This window comes from Methylomonas defluvii (genome assembly GCF_033949435.1).
GTDB lineage: Bacteria > Pseudomonadota > Gammaproteobacteria > Methylococcales > Methylomonadaceae > Methylomonas > Methylomonas defluvii.
In genome coordinates, this window is sequence record NZ_JAXARY010000024.1 from 1 (window position 1) to 24,541 (window position 24,541).

General features: G+C 53.3%; 22 protein-coding genes and 1 pseudogene. 11 read left to right on the top strand and 12 right to left on the bottom strand.

What is annotated here, in order from left to right:
* Nucleotides 1-101 (top strand): annotated as a pseudogene (locus QLH52_RS20290) (IS110 family transposase); the annotation flags it as partial.
* 88 nt (nucleotides 102-189) lie between these two features.
* On the opposite strand, the gene QLH52_RS20295 reads toward QLH52_RS20290, so the two are convergent.
* The 4 genes from QLH52_RS20295 to ileS form a co-directional block, all read right to left on the bottom strand.
* Nucleotides 190-1,065, bottom strand: a complete 876-nt coding sequence (locus QLH52_RS20295; RefSeq protein WP_319962749.1) for a restriction endonuclease — start codon at nucleotides 1,063-1,065, stop codon at nucleotides 190-192.
* A 441-nt stretch (nucleotides 1,066-1,506) separates the two neighbouring features.
* On the bottom strand, nucleotides 1,507-2,574 hold the full coding sequence (locus QLH52_RS20300; RefSeq protein ID WP_319962750.1) for an IS630 family transposase: 1,068 nt from the start codon (nucleotides 2,572-2,574) through the stop codon (nucleotides 1,507-1,509).
* A 67-nt stretch (nucleotides 2,575-2,641) separates the two neighbouring features.
* Complete coding sequence (lspA, locus tag QLH52_RS20305; protein ID WP_319962751.1) at nucleotides 2,642-3,121, bottom strand: signal peptidase II; 480 nt, start codon at nucleotides 3,119-3,121, stop codon at nucleotides 2,642-2,644.
* Entirely contained in the window at nucleotides 3,114-5,945 is a 2,832-nt protein-coding gene (gene ileS, locus QLH52_RS20310; RefSeq protein WP_319962752.1) for an isoleucine--tRNA ligase, read from the bottom strand. The genes lspA and ileS overlap by 8 nt, the downstream gene beginning before the upstream one ends.
* A gap of 326 nt (nucleotides 5,946-6,271) precedes the next feature.
* Here ileS and QLH52_RS20315 point away from each other — a divergent pair, with 326 nt between their 5' ends.
* Nucleotides 6,272-6,874, top strand: a complete 603-nt coding sequence (locus QLH52_RS20315) for a nitroreductase family protein (protein ID WP_319962753.1) — start codon at nucleotides 6,272-6,274, stop codon at nucleotides 6,872-6,874.
* A gap of 44 nt (nucleotides 6,875-6,918) precedes the next feature.
* Nucleotides 6,919-8,310 carry a sensor domain-containing diguanylate cyclase gene (locus tag QLH52_RS20320; protein WP_319962754.1) on the top strand — a complete coding sequence of 464 codons (1,392 nt, stop codon included), beginning with the start codon at nucleotides 6,919-6,921 and terminating at the stop codon, nucleotides 8,308-8,310.
* Nucleotides 8,311-8,359: 49 nt separating this feature from the next.
* Here QLH52_RS20320 and QLH52_RS20325 read toward each other — a convergent pair whose 3' ends face one another.
* The gene (locus tag QLH52_RS20325; protein WP_319962755.1) at nucleotides 8,360-9,433 is read right to left on the bottom strand and encodes a TIGR03790 family protein; all 1,074 of its coding nucleotides are present in this window, start codon (nucleotides 9,431-9,433) and stop codon (nucleotides 8,360-8,362) included.
* A 222-nt stretch (nucleotides 9,434-9,655) separates the two neighbouring features.
* Between QLH52_RS20325 and QLH52_RS20330 the strand changes: the two genes are divergently transcribed.
* Nucleotides 9,656-10,087, top strand: a complete 432-nt coding sequence (locus QLH52_RS20330; RefSeq protein WP_205452035.1) for a DUF2721 domain-containing protein — start codon at nucleotides 9,656-9,658, stop codon at nucleotides 10,085-10,087.
* Nucleotides 10,088-10,113: 26 nt separating this feature from the next.
* Here the strand turns inward: QLH52_RS20330 and QLH52_RS20335 are convergent, their stop codons facing one another.
* The gene (locus QLH52_RS20335; protein WP_205452037.1) at nucleotides 10,114-10,500 is read right to left on the bottom strand and encodes an MAPEG family protein; all 387 of its coding nucleotides are present in this window, start codon (nucleotides 10,498-10,500) and stop codon (nucleotides 10,114-10,116) included.
* Between the two features lie 168 nt (nucleotides 10,501-10,668).
* Nucleotides 10,669-11,295, bottom strand: a complete 627-nt coding sequence (locus QLH52_RS20340) for a DUF998 domain-containing protein (protein WP_319962756.1) — start codon at nucleotides 11,293-11,295, stop codon at nucleotides 10,669-10,671.
* A gap of 213 nt (nucleotides 11,296-11,508) precedes the next feature.
* Between QLH52_RS20340 and QLH52_RS20345 the strand changes: the two genes are divergently transcribed.
* The 3 genes from QLH52_RS20345 (at nucleotide 11,509) to QLH52_RS20355 (ending at nucleotide 14,162) form a co-directional block, all read left to right on the top strand.
* Nucleotides 11,509-12,189 carry an SDR family NAD(P)-dependent oxidoreductase gene (locus QLH52_RS20345; protein ID WP_319962757.1) on the top strand — a complete coding sequence of 227 codons (681 nt, stop codon included), beginning with the start codon at nucleotides 11,509-11,511 and terminating at the stop codon, nucleotides 12,187-12,189.
* Between the two features lie 46 nt (nucleotides 12,190-12,235).
* Nucleotides 12,236-13,495, top strand: a complete 1,260-nt coding sequence (locus QLH52_RS20350; RefSeq protein WP_319962758.1) for an NAD(P)/FAD-dependent oxidoreductase — start codon at nucleotides 12,236-12,238, stop codon at nucleotides 13,493-13,495.
* A 250-nt stretch (nucleotides 13,496-13,745) separates the two neighbouring features.
* Nucleotides 13,746-14,162, top strand: coding sequence for a hypothetical protein (locus tag QLH52_RS20355; RefSeq protein ID WP_319962759.1), 417 nt, complete (start codon nucleotides 13,746-13,748; stop codon nucleotides 14,160-14,162).
* A 176-nt stretch (nucleotides 14,163-14,338) separates the two neighbouring features.
* Here the strand turns inward: QLH52_RS20355 and QLH52_RS20360 are convergent, their stop codons facing one another.
* Nucleotides 14,339-15,190 (bottom strand): YicC/YloC family endoribonuclease, encoded by an 852-nt coding sequence (locus QLH52_RS20360; protein WP_319962760.1) that lies wholly within the window; start codon nucleotides 15,188-15,190, stop codon nucleotides 14,339-14,341.
* 54 nt (nucleotides 15,191-15,244) lie between these two features.
* On the opposite strand from QLH52_RS20360, the gene QLH52_RS20365 reads away from it, so the two are divergent.
* From QLH52_RS20365 to QLH52_RS20380, 4 genes are read left to right on the top strand one after another with little or no spacing between them, the layout of a single operon-like run.
* Entirely contained in the window at nucleotides 15,245-16,150 is a 906-nt protein-coding gene (locus tag QLH52_RS20365) for a serine/threonine protein kinase (RefSeq protein ID WP_319962761.1), read from the top strand.
* A gap of 57 nt (nucleotides 16,151-16,207) precedes the next feature.
* Entirely contained in the window at nucleotides 16,208-16,957 is a 750-nt protein-coding gene (rph, locus tag QLH52_RS20370; RefSeq protein WP_171697841.1) for a ribonuclease PH, read from the top strand.
* Between the two features lie 4 nt (nucleotides 16,958-16,961).
* Entirely contained in the window at nucleotides 16,962-17,549 is a 588-nt protein-coding gene (gene rdgB / locus QLH52_RS20375) for an RdgB/HAM1 family non-canonical purine NTP pyrophosphatase (protein WP_319962762.1), read from the top strand.
* Complete coding sequence (locus QLH52_RS20380; protein ID WP_319962763.1) at nucleotides 17,546-18,610, top strand: phosphotransferase enzyme family protein; 1,065 nt, start codon at nucleotides 17,546-17,548, stop codon at nucleotides 18,608-18,610. Before rdgB ends, QLH52_RS20380 begins: the two co-directional genes overlap by 4 nt.
* 186 nt (nucleotides 18,611-18,796) lie before the next feature.
* Here QLH52_RS20380 and QLH52_RS20385 read toward each other — a convergent pair whose 3' ends face one another.
* From QLH52_RS20385 to can, 4 genes are all read right to left on the bottom strand, one after another.
* Nucleotides 18,797-19,324, bottom strand: coding sequence for a hypothetical protein (locus QLH52_RS20385; protein ID WP_319962764.1), 528 nt, complete (start codon nucleotides 19,322-19,324; stop codon nucleotides 18,797-18,799).
* Between the two features lie 310 nt (nucleotides 19,325-19,634).
* Complete coding sequence (locus QLH52_RS20390; RefSeq protein WP_319962765.1) at nucleotides 19,635-21,998, bottom strand: penicillin acylase family protein; 2,364 nt, start codon at nucleotides 21,996-21,998, stop codon at nucleotides 19,635-19,637.
* Nucleotides 21,999-22,245: 247 nt separating this feature from the next.
* Nucleotides 22,246-23,805 (bottom strand): SulP family inorganic anion transporter, encoded by a 1,560-nt coding sequence (locus QLH52_RS20395; protein ID WP_319962766.1) that lies wholly within the window; start codon nucleotides 23,803-23,805, stop codon nucleotides 22,246-22,248.
* Nucleotides 23,806-23,837: 32 nt separating this feature from the next.
* A complete protein-coding gene (gene can, locus QLH52_RS20400; RefSeq protein ID WP_319962767.1) occupies nucleotides 23,838-24,470 on the bottom strand; it encodes a carbonate dehydratase in 633 nt (210 codons plus the stop codon).
* Between the last annotated feature and the right edge of the window lie 71 nt (nucleotides 24,471-24,541).

Here is a 24,541-nt window from a genome sequence, read left to right on the forward strand (position 1 = left end):
ATAAACTCATTATCGGCGCCATGATGCGAAAATTGATTCATGTGGCGTTCGGCGTCTTAAAATCCGCCAAACCCTTCGATTCGGCTATTCATTTGGCTTGACTTGGATAACAGTATCTACTGCGCTTTATCTCGTTCCCACGCTGAGAACATGTGATTTCGGTACGCAATTTTCAGATTTAACTAGATGTTAGATATCCTCATTTTCAAAGAAATCATTATCTAACGCTTTGACCTCATATGAGTTTTTCACTTGAACCCCTACCCCGAATTTGTACATCAACTCAACCAATCGCAGTCCGTTAACTAGAACGATTGTGTGATGGGCTGCCTTAGCCTTCTTCTTTGCATTTTCGTCAAAATCGGAGGTTGTGACAAAAATTCCCTTGGCTGTGTCACCACTCATGGCCCCGATGAAATTTCGAATATCGGGTTCACGGACCTTGTTGTCAGTATACCGTTTGGCCTGAATGTAGATCTTCTCCAAACCAAGTTGATCTTCATTTATGATTCCGTCAATTCCGCCATCACGGGATTTGGAAGTTTCAATGAATTCGCCATAGCCCATTCGATTCAGCAAGATAAGAATAACTCTTTCGAAAGCGAATGGATCAATCAGCTTCAGTTTCTGTAAAAGCTCAATTTTGACATTGTCTTCAATCTGTTCAATGCCAGAATCAATAAGGTCCTGTGGACTTGAGTTGGCAATTTCTTGCTTTTCAGAAATCGCTCCCTCCGGTTTGTAGAAGCCGATAACGTCAGACGCCAGTTGATCTATTGAAATCGTTTCGACCTTTGCGGACTTACCTTTCTCGGTAATCTGGACATAACCGCGTTGAGGATAGTGGACTAGACCACCTTTCTTGAGATAGGACTTTCCCCAGGCGATTCTGTTTTCCAGAAGTCGATCACCACTCTTTGTTGTCTGATTCAGCAATTCTGGCGGAAGCTTTGAGTAGTATTTCTCTTCGACAAGCCGTAACAACTCCCGTCCTGGAACGATCCTACCATCACGCAGAATGTCAATTATTGGAAGGAATGTGTCATTGAACTTCGGTAATTCCAATTTTTTTCTCCTCTGTCAACCCGATAAGGCGCAATTGGTAGGGCGTCAATAGGCGTAACCGTATTGCGCCGTATGTTGGTCTTAAATCATTCGGCGCATTACGCTATCGCTAATGCACCCTACAAAGGGTCGTAAACAATAAGCCGCGGATTTGGCGCGGGGTTTTCCCGTATGCCGCGCCGAGCACCGGAGCTTTTGAAGGGATCAGCCCGCAGGGGCGATGCAAGGATGCATCGCGTTGCCGAAGGGGCAGGAAGCCCCTTTCGGCGACCCCGTTCAAAAGCGAGGAGCGCAGGGAATAAGCGGTATCCGGGTGGCGTTTCTTTTGGTGACTTTTCTTTGGCCAAATAAAGAAAAGTTACTCGGCTGTCGGGCCGAGACCCGACATTAAAAACCAGCCGTCGCGATAGCGACACAAATTTAAGCCCGCAAAGCTAGTGCTTAATTCCGTAAGTTAGCGATAGTATTTCGTAATTGCGCACCGCGGACCTCGCGTTTCCGCCATCGAAAAGGTGTAGCCGTTGGATTGTAAGCGGCAATAAAGTCTTCAATCGCTTGCCGCAGGGCTGCGATGTTTTGGAAACTGGCGCCGCGTAAAGCTTTGCGCGACAGGATGCCAAACCAGATTTCCACCTGATTCAGCCAACTGGCTGAGGTGGGCGTAAAGTGGAAATGGACATTTGGATGCTGAGCCAGCCAGGCGTCGCATTTTTTGTGGGTACAGTAATTGTCCAGAATCACATGCAACTCTTTGCCCACCGGCGTCTCGGCAACAATCGTGTCCATGAACCCGAGAAAATCTTCACGCCGCTTCGTTTTGGTTATCTGGGCGATGATGTTACCGGTCGCAACCTGCAGGGCCGCAAACAAATTCAGTGTTCCATGACGCTTATAGGTGCTCTGGAATCCGCGCGCAATCTTGCCACTGTCGGTTTCAACGTACCCGGTCATTCGTTCCAGCGCTTGGATACTGGGTTTTTCGTCGACACTGATGACTAAGGCATTCTCGGGCGGACTCAAATACAAGCCAACAATGTCCGCCGCCTTTGCCGCAAATTCTTTGTCGGTACTGACGCACCAGGAGCGTTGTCGTTGCAGACAAATCCCTTCCTTGCGGAGCACGCGCCAAACCGCGTAAACCGAACTATCCAGGGCCCTAGCTACAGCGGGACCATCCCAGACGGCTTGTCCCTTTGGCGGTGGTAGCTCAAGGATTGCCAAGACACGCTGTCGAAAATGCTCATCATACGTCTTCGGTGCGCCCGGCCGAGGTTCGTCTGACAGCCCCAAAAGCCCCTGAGCCATAAAGCGGTTTCGCCACTTGATGACCGTATTGGCCCGCGTTTGGCATTGCGCTGCAACCGCTTGGACTTGCGCGCCATCCAGGCAGCCCAGAATCATTCGGGCTCGCTCGACCATTCGAGCTTCTTCCGTTCGGCTCGCTGCGCGCCGCTCTAACTCTGCCCGCACTTCCGCGGAACACTCAATTTTTGGGGCTACTCGTGACATCCCTCCAAGATTACATTATTAGCGCTTAATAACGCAACTAAGCACTAGCTCAGGAGAAAACGATGGACTATTCCAAAACGTCCACGGTTTTGCGCCCAACCCCAAAACTCTCCAACAACATCAACCCCACGCCCACGCAAATCGCCGAATCAGCAATATTGAACGCCGGCCAATGCCAGTTTCGGTAATAGACATCTAAAAAGTCGATGACATAGCCGTAAGCCACCCGATCAATCAGATTGCCGATGGCACCGCCCAATACCAACGATAAAGCCACGGCCATCAAAGTCTCGTGTTTTTTTAAACGATATAGCCAGACGGCGATGATGCTGCTCATCACCACCGCCAAACCGGCGAATAGCCAGCGCTGCCAGCCGCCGGCCTGGGCCAGGAAGCTGAAGGCCGCGCCGGTATTATGTACGTAGGTCAGGTTGAAATACGGAAGCAAGGGGATCGACTCAAATAGCTGCATCGAACCGTCGACCGCCAACTTGCTGGCCTGATCCAGCACCAGCGTTACGGCGGAAATCCACAACCACTTAAGCATAACGACGGGTCTCGCCATTGCCGGCGACGTTTTCTACACAGCGGCCGCACAATTCCGGATGCTCAGGGTTTTCGCCGATGTCGTAACGTTGGTGCCAGCAGCGCACGCATTTTGGATGCTCGGATACCGTCACTTTCAATTTCACGCCGTCCAATTCGGTCGCTACCGCATCGTCCGGGCAGAATTGCATGTCGGCGACGCCGGCGTTGGAAGTGATGAACACGAAATGCAGCTCGCTGGCCAGTTTGTTCAATTCCGCGCCGTAAGCGTCATCACAATACAATTCCACTTCCGCATTCAAAGACGCGCCGATGGCGCCCTTGCCGCGTAGTTGCTCCAGTTCCTTGGAGACCACGGTGCGCACTGCCATGACTTTGTCCCAGGTGTCGCGACTGATAGCGGCGTTGGCGTCTAGCGGGAACAAACCTTCGTACCAGGTTTCCAGAAACACCGATTCGCCACGCTCACCGGGAATGAATTGCCATAATTCGTCGGCGGTGTAGCTGGTGATAGGTGCCAGCCAGCGGGTCAGCGCTTCGATGACATGGTACATCGCGGTTTGCGCGGAACGCCGGGCCAGGCAATCTTCCTTGGCGGTGTATTGGCGGTCTTTGATGATGTCCAGGTAAAAGCCACCCAAATCGATGCTGCAGAAGGTCAGCACTTTTTGGTAGATGCTTTGGAATTGATAGGCGCTGTAAGCGGCTTTGATCTCTTCCTGCAATTGCCAGGCTTTATCGACGGCCCAGCGGTCCAGCGCCAGCAAATCGTCCTTGGCGACCAGATGTTGTGCGGGGTCGAAGCCGTCCAGGTTGGAGAGCAGAAAGCGGGCGGTATTGCGCAAGCGGCGGTAACCGTCGGAAGTGCGCTTCAGAATCTCGTCCGACACCGACATTTCGCCGCGATAATCGGTGCCGGCCACCCACAAGCGCAACACATCCGCGCCCAGCGATTTCATCACGGTTTGCGGCAGCACCACGTTGCCTTTGGATTTGGACATTTTCTTGCCCTCGGCATCGACAGTAAAGCCGTGGGTCAAGACTTGTTTGTAAGGCGCGACGTCGTTCATCGCTACCGACGCCAATAAGGAAGATTGGAACCAGCCGCGATGCTGATCCGAGCCTTCCAGATACAGGTCAGCCGGGAAGCGCAGTTGCTCGCGGCGCTCCAACACGGCGGCATGGGTCACACCGGAATCAAACCAGACATCCAGGGTGTCGGTCATTTTTTGGTAATGCTCGGCATCGGCGCCGATCAGTTCCGCCGCGTCCAGTTCAAACCAGGCGTCTATGCCTTGTTGTTCGATGCGTTTGGCCACTTGTTCGATCAATTCGCCGGTACGTGGATGCAGTTCGCCGGTTTCTTTATGCACGAAAAAGGCAATTGGCACGCCCCAGGTACGCTGGCGAGAGATACACCAGTCCGGACGGTTATTCAGCATGGCTTCGATACGGGCCTGGCCCCAATCCGGTATCCACTCTACCCGCTTCACTTCATTCAAGGCGGTATCGCGCAGGCCGTTTTTCTCCATGGAGATGAACCATTGCGGGGTGGCGCGGAAAATGATCGGGGTTTTGTGGCGCCAGCAATGCGGATAGCTGTGCAGCAAGGCGTGGTGATGCAGCAGTTTGCCGCGTTCGCGCAACACTTCCAGCACTTTTTCGTTGGCGGTAAACACATGCAGGCCGGCGAACAATTCGGTGCTAGGCAAAAACACGCCGTTGCTGCCGACCGGATTGTCCACCGGCAAGCCGTATTTCATCCCTACCACATAGTCTTCCTGACCGTGGCCGGGAGCGGTGTGGACCGCGCCGGTACCGGCATCGGTGGTGACGTGGTCGCCCAAGATGACGGGCACTTGCCGGTCGTAAAACGGGTGTTGCAGCAGTTGATTTTCCAATGCTGCGCCTTTGCAGTAGCCAACGATGTGATGCTCGCCGATACCGTAACGGAGTACCGCGTCTTTCAACAACGCTTCGGCGATGACCAAGCGCTCGGTTTGGCCGTCGATCTCGCATTGCACGACCGCGTATTCCAGATCCGGATTCAAAGCCACGGCCTGGTTGGCTGGCAGTGTCCAGGGCGTGGTGGTCCAGATCACCACCGACAGCGGTCCTTTGCCTTCGCGGTCACCGGCGTGATGGCACTTGGCCATGAAAGCGTGTTCATCAACGACGGCGAAGCGCACATCAATGGCCGGCGAATGTTTGTCTTCATATTCCACTTCCGCCTCGGCGAGCGCCGAGCCGCAATCGGTACACCAATGCACCGGTTTGGCGCCCTTGCTAAGATGGCCGTTGGCGGCGATTTTGCCCAAAGCGCGGACGATGTCGGCTTCGAAGGCAAAATCCATGGTTAAGTAAGGGTTGTCCCAATCGCCCAAGACACCCAGGCGGATGAATTCTTCTTTCTGGATATTGACTTGTTTCTTGGCGTAGGCTCGGCACTCTTTACGGAATTCGGCCGGAGTGACTTTGACGCCGGCCTTGCCGACCGATTTTTCCACCATCAACTCAATCGGCAAGCCGTGGCAATCCCAGCCCGGCACATAAGGCGCATCGAAACCGCTGAGGGTTTTGGATTTGACGATGATGTCCTTCAACACTTTGTTGACGGCGTGGCCGATGTGAATCGCACCGTTGGCGTAGGGAGGGCCGTCATGCAGCACAAATTTAGGTCGGCCGGCGCAAACCTCGCGAATTTTTTGGTACAGCTGATTTTCGTTCCATTTTTTCAGCATCTCCGGTTCGCGTTGCGCCAGATTGGCTTTCATCGCAAACTCGGTCTTGGGGAGGTTCAGGGTTTGTTTGTAATCCATGGTCATGATGTTGTCTGCGTTGCATTCCAGCGGCTGGGTGCGGACTTAGGCCGCTGAAAATAACGGTTGCGCCGATTAGCCGAATGAGTCTAAGGATGATAGTAAACGCGCGATTTTAGCACCAAGTGCCAAGTGGCATAAAGCCTACTCGGCGCTGGACCTTGAACCGTGCTAAAAATAGACGGGACGGCGTCGGCGAGTTACCATCGGTTAGCGTATCCGGTTTGCTGATTTAGGAAATTTACCGGCGGGTTTATGCGTGGCACAGGGTCGGCAAACTACTGGTCCGGCATGCACTAAAAATTACTTAAGCACACACAAGGGGCTCAACCATGCAACATAAACGCGCCACCACCCAGGTTCAGATTCACGACTTGATCGCCAGCCGTTGGAGCCCGCGGGCTTTTGCCGTGGATAAAATGGTCAGCCACCCGGATTTAACCGCGTGTCTGGAAGCGGCGCGCTGGGCGCCGTCTTGTTTTAACGACCAGCCTTGGCGCTTTGTGGTTTGCGACAAATCCAGCAATCTCGCAGCCTGGGAAACCGCGCTATCGGTGATTGTCGAAAAAAATCAGCTGTGGGCCAAAAACGCCCCAGTGTTGATCTTGACGGTGGCGATGCAGAATTTCAATCACAACGGCAAAACCAACCGCTTTGCCGCTTACGACACCGGCGCCGCCACGCTGAGCTTATGCTTGCAAGCCAACGCCTTAGGCTTGATTACCCATCAAATGGGCGGTTTCGATGCCGATAAAGCCCGGCAAGTGCTGAATTTACCGGACGACTGTACGCCGATGGCGATGTTGGCGTTAGGCTATCAAGCCGAGGCGGATAACTTAGCCGAAGAGTTTCAAGCCGGCGAGCAGGCGGAACGCAGCCGTGCGGCCCTGGAGCAACGGTTTTATCTCGGACAATGGGGCGAGGCATTTAAATAAGCGTCGCCGATATTCATGAACTGCGATTGCCTTGAGTCGCGCCGATGAAAAATCTTAAAACCTCCTATGCGCGCAGCCTGATCGAGGCCAGTCTCGATCCGCTGGTGACTATCAGCGCGGAAGGTAAGATCATGGACGTAAACAGCGCTACCGAAAAAGTCACCGGCGTACCGCGCCAGCAATTGATCGGCAGCGATTTTTCCACTTACTTTACCGATCCGCAAAAAGCCCGCGACGGTTATCGCCTGGCGTTTTCGCAAGGCAAAGTCACGGATTATCCGCTGGCTATCTGCCATACCTCCGGCCAGATCACCGAGGTGATGTACAACGCCTCGGTTTATCGGGATGACAAAGGCGACGTCGCCGGGATTTTTGCTGCGGCGCGGGACGTTACCGCGTTAAAAAAAGCCCAAACCGAATTGGAAGCGGCGATTTTGCATATGCAATTAATCCGCGAGATGACTGATCTTTTACAGAGCTGCCAAAAAATGGACGAAGCTTATCCGATTATCAAAGCGGCATTGGTACGTTTGTTTGCCGATTCCGTCGGCGGTCTGTATATGCTGGACGCCGCCAGTAATTCGCTGGTACTGGCCGATGCTTGGGGCTGTGGCGAAAGCGAACTGGAAGCCGTGTTTACCCCGGACGAATGCTGGGGCATGCGGCGCGGCTGCATTCATATGGCGCGCGTCGGCCAGAGTATCAATCCGGTTTGCAGCCACGTAAAACCGGGAACCAGCCCTTATCTGTGCATTCCGCTGTTAGCACATTCGCGCGCTTTGGGTTTGATTTACATCGAGCATCGGTTTACTAGTGGCCACCCGGAAGATATTCAACGCGAGCTATCGATAGCTGAAGCCGCCGCGGATAGCGCCCGGCTGGCCTTGGCGAATTTGAGCTTGCGCGAGGAATTGCACGAGTTATCGATACGCGATCCGCTCACCGGTTTGTTCAATCGGCGTTTTCTGGAAGAAGTGTTGGACCGGGAATTATTGCGGATGAGCCGCTGCGGCAAAATGCTGGCTGTAGCGATGGTAGACATCGATCATTTTAAAATTTTTAACGATAACTACGGCCACGATGCCGGTGACGAAGTTTTGAAAAAAACCGCGCAATTGATGAATGGCTTTCGGGAAGGCAGCGATATGGTTTGCCGTTTCGGCGGCGAAGAATTCGTGGTGGTCACCACGGAAATCCAGCCGGACAAAATCTTGCAACGTCTGGACGCTTTGCGCGTGGCTATCGAAAGCTTATCGCTGAAATTCGGTAATCATCAGTTGCCGCAGGTGACGGTATCGATAGGTGTGGCGATTTATCCGGTCCATGGCGGCAATCGGCTCGATCTGTTAACTCGTGCCGACCAAGCGCTTTACGTCGCCAAGGAAGCCGGCCGCAATCGGCTTGTCGTCGCGGACGAAGAAGCGGATCCGGGGTGACGTCTAAAATCCCATCTTCTTGGGTGAGCAGGGATTTTATGGATGCCTACTAAGGCGCCGGCGCTTGGTGCGGCTGATAGGCAAACGGTTTTGCCAACGGTTCGCCGACAAAAATCCCCTGGCCAGGTTGGGCGACGCTTTTCCAGTAAGCTTCAATCACAGTGCTGCCGCGCAAGTAGAAATACATCAATACGCCCGGATTGGGAAACTTGGCCGGAAAATTACACGGTTCCACCACCGCGCCATAACTGGCGGTAGCGCCGGCACGCAGCCATTCGATGATATTCATTTGGTCGCTACCCGACATCACGCCACCCGAAGAGGTGAGATGGTCGGCAACAGCGCCCGGTAAATAGCGGTTATCCGCCAGATGCGGCACTTTGGTCAGTCCGGTGAAATAAAACATCACATCCTGTCGTCCCTCAATATACTCTTGCTCCAGATAATGCACAGGCCAAAAGCTGGTCAGCGATTCGGCCACTTTCGGAAACAGCGCGGCTCGGGAGCTGCGGGCCTGGTCCGAGGTTTTCAACAAATATGCCGAGCCTTGCGGATGCGAATAATCCGAGGCGACACCGGTATCGATCAGTTTTTTCGCTTCCGCAAAGGTCTTGCCGGCCACGGCCATGGTGGGCCGCCAGCCGTGGGTTTTAAACGGTTTATCGGTTTCGGAGGTGAAATAAGGGCTGTTATGGGTTTGTACGCAGCCTCTGGCACAAAAGGATTCGCTAAAACCCGCTGCGAAGGCTGTGGTGATGGACATGCAATCGACGCGAAACGGTTGCAGCCAGGTCAGCGCGTAGGCCTGCACATGTGCCGGCGTTTTTTGATCGACTTCCTGCTTCACTTGCTCAAATTGTTGTTTGGACAACACGGCCTGATTCGGTGCAAAACGCACATGTATCATCTGATCAGCCGGAATTTGCCGCTGCTTTTGGTAATAATCGGCGATTTGGACGCTCGAGGGATCGGCGTCGTTGACGATGACGGCCAGATCTTGGCCGGTCAGCGCCGAGGAAGGCCGGTACATCGGCGAGACCGGGGCGGCCAATGTGGGCGAGCAAAGCAGCTGGCTGAGGATAAGCCCGAGCAGGGCAAATTTGCATGACTTAACGGGAGACACACGTTACTCCGTGAGGTTGGCGGTCGAATTTATCGGATCGGTCACTTTAACCGGACACACATTAAATGCAACACTCATTGTAAAATTTTTCGACAGTGGGCAAGGTGCGAGTTTAACTTGTCCGATTAAACCCGGCGTTTGAATGTCGCGGGAATCAGGAATCCGGGGCATTTAAAGCTTGGGTGGATAAATGCGTTAATTTTAATTTTGCGGATAGTCATTATGGATGCCATAGCCAACATACCGACAGTTGCTCATGTGATTCAACAAGCGGTCGCTCCGGTTTTTCTGCTGTCCGGCGTTGCCGGTATTTTGGCGGTATTGACCAACCGCCTGGGACGCACCGTGGACCGGTTTCGTTTGCTCAGTGAGCTTGATGGCGCGCAAGCCGAGCAACATCATCCGGAGTTGCAAATCTTGACGCGGCGGGCACGCTGGAATCAATGGTCCATCATCCTCTGTACCAGTTGTGCCTTACTGGTTTGCCTGTCCATCGTCGTCATGTTTGTCGGCGTGGAATTGGCCATCGATCTCTCGGATGCCGTCTCTCTTTTGTTTGTGGCATCAATGCTGGCGCTGATAGCCGGTCTTTTGTGTTTTCTTAGAGAAATCATCTTGGCAACGGGCATTTTAGCCCTGCTCAAACGGCCTTAAGCTATCCAGCCATTCCGCAGATTCAGCTAACCGAATGCGGCATAAACGGCGTAGCCCAGATTGGCGACGGCCAGGCCGATCAGAGTAAAAATAGTGATTTGCATGCCAAGCACTCGTTGATCCAGATTCGCGCGCAGCAAACCCCGGGCGTGGACTATTCGACCCAGGATGATCGCAAAACCGCCGATATGCAGCAGCGCGGCATGTCCGCCGCTTAATTCCAGCAGCGCCAATAAAATCAACAATATCGGTATGTATTCCGTAGCGTTGCCTTGGGCGCGGATGGCGATTTGCAAATCGGTCTCGCCGCCATCGCCGAAAATCACTTTTTTTGCCCGGCGCAATTTGATAACTCTCTGTGACAACCCGGCTATTAGCAAGGCCGCCAAAGCGGCATATACGGCACTGATCACATTATTCTCCCGCGGTTTTGGTGTTGAAATTTCGGTGATTGAAATCCTGGAAAGTTCCTGCCATCAAGCAGACCCTTAAATTTCATACTCCACTGCACTCCACACTTGCCTGTGCCGAAGTGTCGTTACAAGGGCCGGGCAATATAACTAAAGTTTTTAGCAACAGCGCTATTCATCCGTCGCTACGGGAGTGCGCCGTAAACGCAACGCCAACACCAATGTCCAGATGGAAAGCACGCCGGTTGCCCAGTGTTCGAACAGGCCGGGGGTTTGGATAGGATTGGCCTCCCAAGTCATCAGCAGCAGCAAAGTCGTCGCCAGCAAGCCGCTACCAATCGAGTAAGCGCTAAGTATGCCCAGCCACGCATGGCGTCGGAATACCACACCGCAAACAAGCGTTGCCAGAATAGCCGCGGAAAACCCGGTCATCGCAAACAGCCGATGTAATTCTTGGCTGGACGACAAACCATCGCAGCCAGGGTCGCAGGCGAATACGCCGGCCCCAATCCGCCCAATGCCGTCCAGACCAATCAGCATGGCGAGCAGCGCCGAACGCCAACCTTCGCGCAAAGTGGCCGGGACTGCTAATGCAAAGCACACATACAATAATCCGGCGAATCCGAAGCCGATATAGCGCATCGGTATTTCCGTAATACTGCCGCGTTCGCCCAACTCGCTGATGTACTGGTAGCTGTGGCTGAACTCCGGGCGCATGGCACCGGCCAAACCAATCAGCGACAGCCATATGACCGGTGCCGCGATGCCGCTAAAGATGCCAAATCGGCCTGGATTCATCCGCAAATCTCGTCACGTAAAAGCACTAGTTTATCCCGTCCAGCTTAGCCGTGCGTAGTGCATTGACTAACTGCATCCGCAAGGTAGCCTTCAGACCACGGGGGGCTAGTGGTGCAAAACTCAGTCTGTTACGGCGCATACAAGAAGAAATCATTAGCACCCCCACCGCAAACGACAGATTTTGTTTGGATTGATCGGCTGACAGAGGACAACATGGGTAATGTTTTGATTGTAGGAGCCAGTAGCGGGATTGGGGCGGCACTTGCCGGTTTGGCTCAGCCGCACTGTCAAATTTACTCGTTAAGCCGTTCTGCTGCGGTGCCGAACGTGTTCAAACATTTTAGTTGCGATGTAGCAAGCGACGCATTGCCGGCCATTGATGAACCCTTGCAAGGTTTGGTGTATTGCCCCGGCACTATCAATTTAAAGCCTTTCGCCAGGATCAAACCCGAGGAGTTTATTGCGGATTTTCAACTTAATTTGATCGGTGCCGTGCGCTGCCTGCAGCACTATCAGCGCAATCTACAAGCGGCAGAGGGTGCTTCGGTGGTGCTGTTCAGCACGGTGGCCGTGCAAACCGGGTTTCCTTTCCATGCCACGGTCTCTGCATCCAAGGGTGCGATAGAGGGTTTGACCCGCGCCTTGGCGGCGGAATGGGCGCCAAAAATCCGGGTAAACGCTATCGCGCCGTCATTGACCGACACGCCATTAGCGGAAAGTCTCTTGCGCGAAGACAGCAAAAAACAGGCTGCGGCAGCGCGGCACCCTTTGAAACGTCTAGGCAAAGCAGAGGATATTGCCCAGATGGCCTGGTTTTTACTGTCTGAAAATGCTGCCTGGATTACCGGGCAAGTCATGCATGTCGATGGGGGAATGTCTGCTATCAAGACTTGATAGCCGCTGAAAACTGCTTTGCAGCGCCAGGCTGCGTGGAGACTTGATGAATAAGCTCTATCATACCGTGGTGATTGGTGGTGGCTGCCTCGGCGCGGCATGCGCTTTTTCGGTACAACGCCGGCTGGGCAATAACAGACATAAAGTCGCCATTATCGAGAAAAAAGTTTTGGGTGCCGGTCTGAGCTCCCGGCATAGCGCCATCGTCCGCTCCGCCAATGCGTCGCCGATGGCGACCAGGATGGCTAAAATGGCCACCCAATACTGGAAAAATCTCAAACCCCTTTGGGGCGTTAACATCCCCTACGAGCAACCGGGCGCAATCTGGATTGCAGAAAATACCCCCGACAGCCGTGCCGAAAGTTGGACGGCGCTGGAGCATATGCTGCAACAGGAAGGCATAGGCTTTGCGATGCTTGCTCATCGCGACGTGATGGATCTGAGCCGCCAAGCCCTAAAAACCGTGCCGGACGAAATTTATTACTACGAACCGGACGTTCTGCAGTTGGACTCGCCGCAGATATTAAATGCCATGCAAACGGCGGCTAAAAAGAACCGCATTGATGTGCTGGAGCATTGCGAAGTCATAGACTTTGCACATGCCGAGCAAGGCATCAGCGCCATCAATACTAGCCAGGGCAAAATTTTTGCCGAACATGTGATCAACGCCGCCGGGGCTTGGAGCGCGGAATTATTTGCTGGTATCGGCCTAAGCATACCGGTGGCGTTGGAACCCGTGTATGCCGCCAACTTTTTAGTAAGCGTCGATGACATTCCCGAAGGGATGCCCATCATCGCCGATTACGTCAATCAAGCCTATTTTCGGCGCTGGCGCGGCAGCATTTTGCACATGCATCAACCTCGCAGCCGCAACGCCAAAGATATTGCCCGCTCGTTTAGCCGGGCCGTGATGAATCCGGAGGGCGCCAACGTTATTTATGACGCGCTGAGTTTCAATGTTACCCATCAACAGCTCGACAATTATCTGGGTAAAGTGATTAATCGTTTCCCCAAAATTGGTAAGCCTGTTTATGCCGGCGGCTATCATTCGTTTTTCGATATTACCCCCGATTTGAAATTTATCTTAGGTCCGGACACCCAGTTGACTAATCTCTACCACTGTTTGGGCGCCGGCCAGGCTTTGAAATATGCGCCAATTTTCGGAGAGATCATTGCCGACTTAATTATTGAAGGCAATGTGACTGCAAAGTCTATTGATATTGCAGAGTTTTCCATAGATAGGTTTTCGAATAACGATATATCCCAGTATTGGCAGTCCAATGCACTGAAGAAAAACAGCTTGTAAATTCTAGTTATTATTAATAGAGGAGTTAATCCAGAGACGGGTCTTATTTTGCCGATTATTTTTATTGAGTTTTTATATATTTTCAGTTGATTTGTAAATATTCGACAAACCTATTTTTCATGGAATAGTGAGTGAGCGTAAGCTGGTAACTAAATACTCTAACCTCCGAGTAATTTATTAGCGAACCAAAAATATAGTTTTAGTGATTAAATTATATTAAACATCAATATTAAATAGTGGGGATTTACTCATGAAAACATCAAATAGTATTTACCGTTTTATCCGCACCTCAATTGCCATCGGCTCAATTGCATTGTTTTTTAATCCTGTGACAGTTCAAGCCTCCGATCACGAGTCAGAATGCTTTAACTCGGTGCAAGGCAAAATCCCCTGGAATGACGAGAAAAATATGAATTGGGAGCCCAAAAACGTCAAGCAACTCTGCGCCGGAACCACCAAACCCGCAGAGCCTGGCGCATGCTTTCTAAGCGTACTGGACGGCCGAGTGAACTGGGGCAAGGGTATCAGTTGGGATTGGCAAAATATTATTAATCTCTGCGCCGGCACCAATAATGCCAAAAACACAGTAGAGTGCTTCCAAAATGCCACGGGAAAAGGTTTGGATTGGCGAGACGCAATATTGTTTTGTCAGCGCGCTGATAAGTAGCGCTTTAATTTACGCTATCTGTGTTGTTTAGCTTTATTATGGGTCTTGAGCTTGTCGGATAATAGTGAGCTGCTAACGCCGACAAGCTCAGTTTGAACTTTAAATTAGAGGGATCACAAAATATATGCGGTACGGGAAGTAAGATAAAAGTCTAAGCGCCTGTCTTGGTTGAGACTTCATTCAATATTTTGTATCTGCTCACGCATCTGTTCGATAAGCACTTTTAAATCGATAGAAATCTGCGTCATTTCCCGGTCAGCGGACTTGGAGCCCAGGGTGTTAGCCTCGCGGTTCATTTCCTGCATTAAAAAATCCAGGCGGCGGCCGGTGGGTTCCGGTTGTTTTAGGGTGCGCAGTACTTCGGCGACATGGGTTTCCAGGCGATCCAGTTCTTCCGCTACGTCCAGCTTTTGCGCCAGCAACACCAACTCCTGCTCCAAGCGATCAAAATTGGGTTCGGCGACCATCTCCAGCACTCGGCTGGTAAGTTTGCTACGCAGGTTATGCAGCACATCCGGCATACGTTTGTGCGCCGCGTCGACCAGCAAATTAATCTTCTGACAGCGGTCTTCCAGAAGTTGCGCCAGTTGTGCACCTTCGCGGGCGCGGGTTTCCAGCATTTTGTCCAGGGTTGAGTCCAGCAACCGGACGATTTTATCGCGTAGCGCTTCCTTGTCGGTTTCGGTTTCTTGTTGCACCCCCGGGAACCCCAACACCTCCAGCGCGGAAAACGGCTGCGGGTTGTTCATCAACGCTTCGATACCGGCAGTAGCGGACAACAGTTTTTCGACTATTTCCCGATTGATATTGAAGCTGTTGTCGCTGGCTTGTTTTTTGTAGCTCAAGGCGCATTCGATTTTGCCGCGCTTGAGTTTGTCGCTGATCAGGCGGCGGGCGTCGGCTTCGACAAAACGCAGTCGCTCCGGCAACTTGACGCTAACATCGCTGTAACGATGGTTGACCGAACGTAATTCGCAAAGGATGGTCAGATTGTCGGCGCTTATTTCGCCGTCCGCGAAAGCGGTCATGCTTCTTATCATTTTTCACCTATAATCGTTACGCTTAACCCGCGCAGCTTGCACATGGCCGAATACTACGATCCAGAAACTTATCCCAAGGAATGGAATTACCTTCAATCGGGAACCATTATAGATCAGTACATGATCGAGCGGGAATTGGCGCACGGCGGCTTCAGCTCGGTGTATCTGGCCAGACAGCTGGCCGATCAAATTCAGGTGGCGATTAAGGAATATCTACCGCGTAAGCTGGCGCACCGCACCTGGAATAATCTGGTCGTACCCAATAATGAGGAGGCCAAGACGCTGTTCATGCGCGGCCGCTCGCTATTCTTTGAAGAAGCCAAAGTGCTGGCGATGCTGAAGCACCGCAATATCGTCGATGTGATTAATTTCTTCCAGGCCAACGACACCGTGTATATGGTGATGACTTACGATTATGGCATCACGCTGGACAAAATCCTGCATAAACGCAGCCTACCGATCAACGAAGCCTTTCTGCTGACCGTATTCAAGCTGTTGCTGACCGGCGTGGAAGCGGTGCATCAAAAAGGCCTGGTGCATCTGGACATCAAACCCGCCAATATTCTGATCCGCAGTGAAAACGACCCCTTGCTGCTGGATTTCGGCGCCATCCGCAAAATCACCCTGGACCCGCAGCGCAATCGTGCCAAGGTGCTGACCAACGGTTATTCGCCTATCGAGCAATACGACAACAATGGCAATCTTGGGCCTTGGTCCGATATTTATGCGGTGGGCGCCAGTATGCGCGCCTGTCTGGATTATAAAATCCCCCAGCCCTCGCCGGATCGCATCAAACAGGACGATTTAGCGCCGGCCGTGAAGGCGCATAAACGGCATTTTCCCGAGTATTTACTGAAAGCCATCGATTGGGCCATGGCGGTTTTTCCGGAGAATCGGCCGCAAAGCGTGGCGGAGTTACAGCAGGCTCTCAGTCCCGGCAATAGTTAAAAATCCGCCCGGTAAAGCCGGTATAATGCCGGCAATTTATAGACCAGCGAGATGAATATGAGACCAAGCGGACGCAACCCCGATCAACTGCGCGAAATACGCTTCACCTGCAATTACACCAAACACGCCGAAGGTTCGGTGTTAGTGGAATTTGGCGATACTCGGGTTCTGTGCACCGCCAGCGTTGACAATAGTGTCCCGCGTTTTCTAAAAGGCAAAGGCGAAGGTTGGGTCACCGCTGAATACGGCATGCTGCCGCGGTCCACTCACAGCCGGATGGACCGCGAAGCCGGCCGCGGCAAACAAGGCGGCCGCACGCTGGAAATTCAACGCCTGATCGGCCGCTCCTTACGCGCCGCCATCGACTTAAAAGCCCTCGGCGAAAACACCATCACCATTGATTGCGACGTGATCCAGGCCGACGGCGGCACCCGCACCGCATCCATCACCGGCGGTTTTGTCGCCTTGTCGATTGCGATTGAGCACCTGTTAAAAACCCACAAAATCAAGAAAAACCCGCTGCACGGCCAGGTCGCGTCAGTATCGGTAGGTATTTACAACGGCGTGCCGGTGCTGGATCTGGATTACGCCGAAGACCATCAAGCCGAAACCGATATGAATGTAGTGATGAACGAAGCCGGCCACTTCATCGAAGTGCAAGGTACCGCCGAAGGCCATGCCTTTAGAAAAGATGAATTAAACGCGATGCTGGAATTGGCCGAACTGGGCATCAACCAATTGATCGAAAAGCAACAAGCCGCGTTGCGCGAAGCCAAAAAGCCCGCGCCGCTGCGGGTCGTGCTGTAAGCGGATGAGTTCGATCATTTTAGCCAGCGGTAATGCCGGCAAGATTCGGGAAATTCAGGCCATCCTGCAAAACGATAAAATCCTGCCGCAATCGCAATTCAACGTGGTCGAGCCGGAAGAAACCGGCGCGACCTTCATCGAAAATGCCATCATCAAGGCCCGCAACGCTGCATTGCACTGCAACTTGCCGGCCATCGCCGACGACTCCGGGCTGGCCGTCGATGCGTTGGGCGGCGCGCCGGGGGTGATTTCGGCGCGTTATGCCGGCATCGGCGCTTCGGACCAAGCGAATCTGGACAAGTTGCTGGCAGAAATGCGCGACGTGCCGGACGCAGAACGTAACGCGCGATTCATCTGCGTGATGGTTTATCTGCGCCATGCGTTGGACCCGACGCCCATCATCGCCCAAGGCGTCTGGGAAGGCCGGATTCTGCGGCAGGCGGTGGGTGAAAACGGCTTTGGCTACGATCCGGTGTTCTGGGTCGAACAATATCAATGCTCGTCGGCACAACTAGCTCCGGAATTAAAAAACGCCCTCAGCCATCGCGGCCAAGCTTTGCGGGAGCTTAGTCAACAACTTGCCGGGCTGTGAGTCGGCTACAGCAGATAGCCGAACAATTTACCGGCCTCGGCAGCGAGCCGCGGATCAACCCGCTCGGCAACGGCCTGATCAACGATACTTATCTCGTTACCCCAAGCAACGGTAGCCGCTTTGTGCTGCAAGGTTTGAACGGCCGGGTATTTCCGCAACCGGAACAGATCATCGCCAACCTGCAACGACTGAATCGGCACATCGGCTCTCAGCGTACCGCCGATGTGCATCTGCAAATCCCGGCCATGCTTTCCACCGTGGCTGGAGCAGCGAGTTATCAAGACGACAGCGGCCAAGTCTGGCGAGCCTTGCAGTTAATCGAGCCCGCCGAGAGCCGCGAGCACATCAGCAATCCGGCGGAAGCCAGCCAAGTCGGTTTTGCCCTGGCGCACTTCCACAAGCTATGCGCCAATCTGCCCGCCGCTGAACTACACGACACTCTGCCGGGCTTTCATATCACGCCAAGCTATTTTGAAACTTATCGGCAACGGCTGGCGCAGCCGTTGCAAGTCACCGTCGATGCGGCATTTAACCAATGCCGGGATTTTATCGACCGGATGCAGCAACAAATCCCCGTCCTGGAACAGGCCAAGCAGCGCGGCGAACTGCGCGAACGGGTGATCCACGGCGACCCGAAACTGAACAACTTTCTATTCGAACCCGGCAGCGACCGCATCGTCAGCCTGATCGATCTGGACACCGTCAAACCCGGCCTAGTGCACTACGACATCGGCGACTGCCTGCGCTCCTGCTGCCACAACCCCAGCAACAACGAATTCGACCTGGCCCGTTGCCAGACCATACTGGAAAGCTACCTGCAAGAAGCCGGCGAGTTTTTCACCGCCGACGACTACGACTATCTCTATCCCGCCATCTGGCTGATTCCCTTCGAGCTGGGCCTGCGCTTTTTCAGCGATTACCTGGACGGCAACCAGTACTTCAAGGTCAACGCACCGCGGCAAAACCTGGAAAGGGCGCAGGCGCTATTCGCCTTATGCGGGAGTATCGAGCGGCAGAAGGATTTGTTGGAGGGATTGATTGCCGGGTGTAAACACGGATAGTCTGGCTTTTTTGAATTTCGGAAATACCGAACGCCGATTGTCCCATCAGAACATTTGTAGTTGTAGGGTACTCACCGCGTATCCAGGCTGATTTCCAATTTAGCCAAAATCTAAAACAAGCCGATAGGCATTCCTGGGGATTTAAAGTTTGCCGGAAACCCTCTTGCTTATCATGGCTTACATGGCTCAAGGACCATCCGGCGCATCCACTTGTTGGATTGCCTCCAAGCCCTTCTTCTTAAGCGCGAGTAAAAGGGCCTCTCGATTAGCGGTCACTCGGGCATCGTAGTAGATGCGCCCTGGAAATCGCGAGGGTGTGATAATGACGAAATCCACATCGAGCTCTCCTGGCCTTACTATTCTGCTCTCGTCGTGTAATTTGACGTAGGCCGCTGTCTCCCAGAAGCGGCGCTCCGAATTGTAGAATGGAACAAGCACAATCAACCACACGATAGTGAGGCGAAAAAACACTGGTATTTTGCCCAGTAGCCGGCAGACTGCCCACCGGGAATCGTTCCGGCGCTTGGGGATAATAATGCCCACCGCGATAACCCAAGACCAAAGGGCACGAGTTTGTATCTGCTTCGCCTGTAGGTCCCAACCAAGAAGTTGCATGCAGATCGATGCGGAAACAACTCGGTCCAGCAACAAGATCGCCAGTAACAACGCGAGTGCCCCTACAACAAGCCAGTGGTAGTAGCGGTGCGATCTCATTCCTCTGCAATCCTCGTCTTTCTGTTCGTCCAACAATGAGCTAGATAAACTGCCCATCGACCTTGAAACGAACTGTGACATATTAACTTATCGACTAGCATCGAATTTTTTCATCTGCATGTCTCTGGTAAGAGCTAGGTATGACCAGTGAAGTTAAAGTGATTGAATCAAATTGAGCCTGCTCCGATAGCGGAGGATATGCTGGCCTCAAAATGTGCGATTACGCAAGCGAATCGCACCGACAAGGTTGTTGGCCCTTTTCTGTCATTTCATATTCAAACTTTCGATGAAACGCGATGCGTGGCTACCGTCACCTCGGCACAAAATGCAACACATCCCCAGCCTCCGCCGACAGCAACGGCAAGGCCACGCCATCCCGCCAAAAATTCTGCTGGTCGCGGTAGTGTGCCGATAAAGGATGGCCGGACTGGCCGCCCGGCATGTGGAACAGGGCGTTTTCCGGGTGCGACGGCGACAAGACCAGCCGTTCGCTGGCGCCATGGGCGTTGTCCATGACCTTGACGCAAACGTTGGCGCAGCCGTCGCTGTCGAAGGCGGGCATGTCCAGCACGCCGCTCAGAGCAGACGCCACTTTGCTGAACGGGTGGCGTAAATTAACCGGGTGGGTCATGCCCCAAGTCAATTGATCGGGCTCGACATTGGGATATTTCTCGCGCAACGCTTGCACGGTTTGCCGCAAGGTCGCCACGATCATGGCCTGCCAATCGTCTTGATAACGCGGGTTCAGCACGCCTTTGGGCCGTTGCGTTAGCAATTGCCGCAGCGGCGTTTCCATTTCCCGCCAGGCGTAACGAAACTGCGGGTCCAGGGTTTGGCCGGCCGCCACCACTTTTTCAAACACTGCGCCGGCCAGGCGGGTGCGGAATTCACTCAAGATTGGCGCGCCTATGCTGCCGGTTTGCATGTAGCCGTCCCAGGCGGCGATGGCGTTGCGGGCTTTTTGCAAACTGTCGTCCGCCGCGCTCGGATTGCTCAGAGCGTCCAGCGCCAATTGCTGGTAAAACGCCAGAATTTCACTGCAGGTATCCAACTGAATTGCCAGCAAGTCCTGCTCGGTCAAGCCGCTGCGATTTTTCAGCAACTCTTCAATGCGGTGCGCCCGATAGCTCAAGGACCAGTTATGGCCGATCACATACGGGTAATCCCGCCCCAGAGTACGATTGTTGGCTGTGACGATAAAACCGTCCGCCGGATCGAACAGGCGCGGCAATTCATCGGGAGGGATAGAGCCGTCCCAAGCGAGGTTGCCGTCGGCCCATGACTGGCTGATTAGGCCGTCGAATCCGCGGCGTTTGGGGAAGCGGCCCATGTAAGTCCAGGCGATATGGCCGTCACGATCAGCAATCACCACGTTCTGCGGCGGCCCGCCGAAGCGATTCATCACTGCCACGGCTTGTTGGGTATTGCGGGCTTGGTCCATATCCATCAGGCCCAGGTCCACAAAGTGCGGCTCCAGCGCAATCCATTTGATGGCCACGGGTTGACCCAGTAAATCCTGGTCGGATACCGGCCCCCACTCGCTGTCGCGTAAGGTCAGCGTCACGTCAGGTTCGCCTTTAACCCGAATGGTTTCCTGGTGCTCGGTAAACGCTTGCCAGCCTTGCGGTGTGCGATATTGGCCGGGATGGACCGAATCGACGTCCAGGCGGATCAAATCCAGAAAATCGCCGGTGACATTGGTAAAGCCCCAGGCCACATCATCGTTGCCACCCAGGATTACGGCAGGAGCACCAGGTAAGGTCACGCCGTAAATATGGCGATTGCCATAACTCAGATCGGCGCGGTACCAGATGTTGGGCACATTTAGCGCCAAGTGCATATCGCTGGCGATCATCGCCCGGCCATCGCGGGTTTTGCTGCCGGCAACCACCCAGTTGTTGGACCCGGACACCACGTTTTCGGCATCCACTGCTTGGTTAAGCGCCAGCGTTGAATCGGTGCCGGGTAGGCTGGCCAGTGCCTCAAGCGGAATTGATGGATTAAAGCGGCGCGGTAGGTTGCCGCCGACCAATTCCTTGGCGTAGGGATCGGTATCCGGCGTCAAGAAAGTCACCAACTCCTGAGGCAGCGCGCGAGTCATGACGCTGACCATGCGCTCGTCCTGTTCCTGGCCGTTCAGGGTTTGAAACATTGCCAACTCGACGAGGATGCTGTCTTCAGGGCGCCAAGGCTCGGGACGGTGGCGCAGCGCCAGAAATTCCGGCGGTAGAACACGGGCAGTGCCGATGAATTGATTCACGCCGTCGACATAAGCTTGCAGCGTCAAACGCTGAGCCGGGGGCAAATCGGCAACGATGCGTTGCGCGGCGCGATCCATTTGATAGACACGTTGCTTGCGGTCCGCGTCCAGTGCCTTGGCGCCGAACAATTCGGCCAGGCGTCCGGCGCTTTTGCGGCGCATCAATTCCATCTGAAACAATCGGTCGCGGGCATGCAGGTAGCCCAGCACGCGATAAGCGTCTTCCCGCTGGGTTGCTTCGATGTCCGGCACGCCGAAGGCATCGCTTTTGACGCGGGCTTGACTGGAAAGGCCGGGTAAAACTACTTTGCCATTTTCGGCGGGTAGCGATGCCAGCAACAGCCCTATTACCAAAGCAATTCCACCGACAATAACACCGGCAATCGACAGGGAGGCAACGCGCATTTTGGACATGGTTGATATAGCCTCGGGGAGATTGGAAAAATTGGCGCGGAGAAAGTCGCCAACTGCCCCGGCTATTATAGGGCTAAGATTTCAAAAGGTGATTGAGCGGATTTTTAGCAAAGCGGAGTTTAGCAATTAGACTCCGCTAGCAAAAATATTCGAAATTCATGCGTCAAAAAATCGGTTTCGGCACGGCGTTTTCCGAAACCGATTAACAACTTTCGATTGGTAGTAGCTTAAAGAAATTGACTTTGCATCAGTGAGCGGACGAAGACACGTCACAAGAGACGCTAAAGCCCTGGATTTCCACATTAATACCGCGGTCCGGCGCGGCCAGCAGAAAATCCGCGATGGTTTCAATGATGTCTTGATCGATGAACAACGCTTTGGAGCCGTCAATCAGCAATTCGCAGTCATCGGTTACGGCAGATAGATGCTTACGTAGCAAGGCTTTATTCAAGAAGGAGACATCTTTATGTAAGCGCAACAAATAATGATCGCCGTGCTGAGTCAAGGTAATCGCCGCGTGGAAGTTGGCTTTCAAGACGAAGTAGAATCCAGCCGCCATACCAATCGCGATACCCAACAACAGGTCAGTGAATAAAATCGCCACCACGGTAATCGCAAAAGGCGCGAACTGATTCCAGCCCTTCCGATAAAACTCCACGAACAGTGCCGGCTTCGCCAGTTTGTAGCCGGTTTGCAGCAGAATTGCCGCCAAACAGGCCAACGGGATCATATTCAAATATCTCGCAAAAAACAGCACACTGACCAATAACAAAACGCCGTGTAAGAATGACGCGATTCTGGTCTGGCCGCCGGCATTGATATTGGCCGAACTACGTACGATCACGGCGGTAATCGGCAGGCCACCCATCAAGCCGCTGACCATGTTGCCCAGGCCCTGCGCTTTCAGCTCCCGATTGGTCGGCGCAACCCGTTTGTGCGGGTCCAATTTATCGACCGCCTCTATGCTCAGCAAGGTTTCCAGGCTGGCGATAATCGCAATGGTTACCGCCACGCTGTAAATTTTCGGATTGCTGAAAGCACTGAAATCCGGTAGACGCAATTGGTTGATAAAGTTGGCGGCACTGCCCAACTCGGGAAGCGACACCAAGTGCTTTTCGCCAATCATCATTTCCGGGGCAAAACGCACTGCCAGAGCGTTGAAACCGACACCCCAAATCACCGCCAGCAACGGACCGGGAATTAACTTTAAAAGCTTGAACTGCTTGATAAACCCGGAATCCCAGATCACCAAAATCAATAGTGCCACGGCACTGACGATGGTAACGCCGGGGGTAATCGCTTCCAAGGCTTCGGACAATTCAAAGAAGCTGGATTCAGCGCTCTCCTGCATATAACTTTCATCGCCTTCGAAGCTGGTATCGTAACCGGTGGCATGCGGCGTTTGCTTGATAATCAAAATCAAGCCAATCGCCGCCAGCATGCCTTTAATCACCGAAGCCGGAAAAAATGCGCCAATTACCCCGGCTTTTAAATAGCCCAGAATTATTTGCAAGCCGCCGGCCAGCACCACGCTCAGTAAAAAACCACCAAAGCCGCCCAAGGTTTCGATGGCTTCGAAGACGATAACCGTCAATCCGGCTGCCGGTCCGGAAACGCTTAATTGCGAGCCGCTGGCCCAGGAAACCAGAATGCCGCCCACCAAGCCGGCGATAATGCCGGAGAACAACGGCGCACCGGAGGCTAGCGCAACCCCCAGGCATAACGGTAAAGCCACCAGAAAGACCACGATACCGGCCGGTAAGTCCTGGTGCAGATGTTTCATATAAGAATTCAATTGCGATGTCATTGGTTTACCCAGTCGTTGCGAAAATCCGGATGCTAGTCGGCATAGCGGTAAATCGGATTGATTTGCGTGTTATGGTCGAGCTTGATCAATTCATTGATCAAGCCGTCGTTCAGGCCGTATACCCAGCCATGTAAAGTGGGTTTGTGCCCGTGTTTCCAAGCCGACTGAATAATCGAGGTATGCGCCAGACGATAAACTTGCTCGATGATATTCAGCTCGATCAGGCGATCGGTTTTTTTCTCCGGCGCAATAGACTCAAGCTCTTCCTGATGCAAACGGTAGACATCTTTAATATGCAGCAACCATTTATTGGTGATAACCAGATCCGATTTTTGCGGCTGCAAGGCCGCTCTCACGCCGCCACAGCCGTAATGGCCGCAAACGATAACGTGCTTAACTTTTAAGACCGAAATGGCGTATTGCAAGACGCTCAGGCAATTGAAATCGGTGACGATGACCTGATTGGCAATATTGCGATGCACAAAAATTTCGCCGGGCTTGGCGTTGACGACTGTCTCCGCGGGCACCCGGCTATCCGAGCAGCCTATCCACAAAAAGTCGGGCTTTTGTTCTTTGGCCAACTGGACGAAAAATTCCGGGTCTTTCCTACTGACTTCTTCCGACCAGGCTTTGTTTTCCAGCAGTAATTTCGTGGGTGTAATCATAATGGGTGTCCTTATTTTCTATCACTATGCGTCCTGGAGCGGATCCGGAACGGGTTGTTCAAAAGAATGTG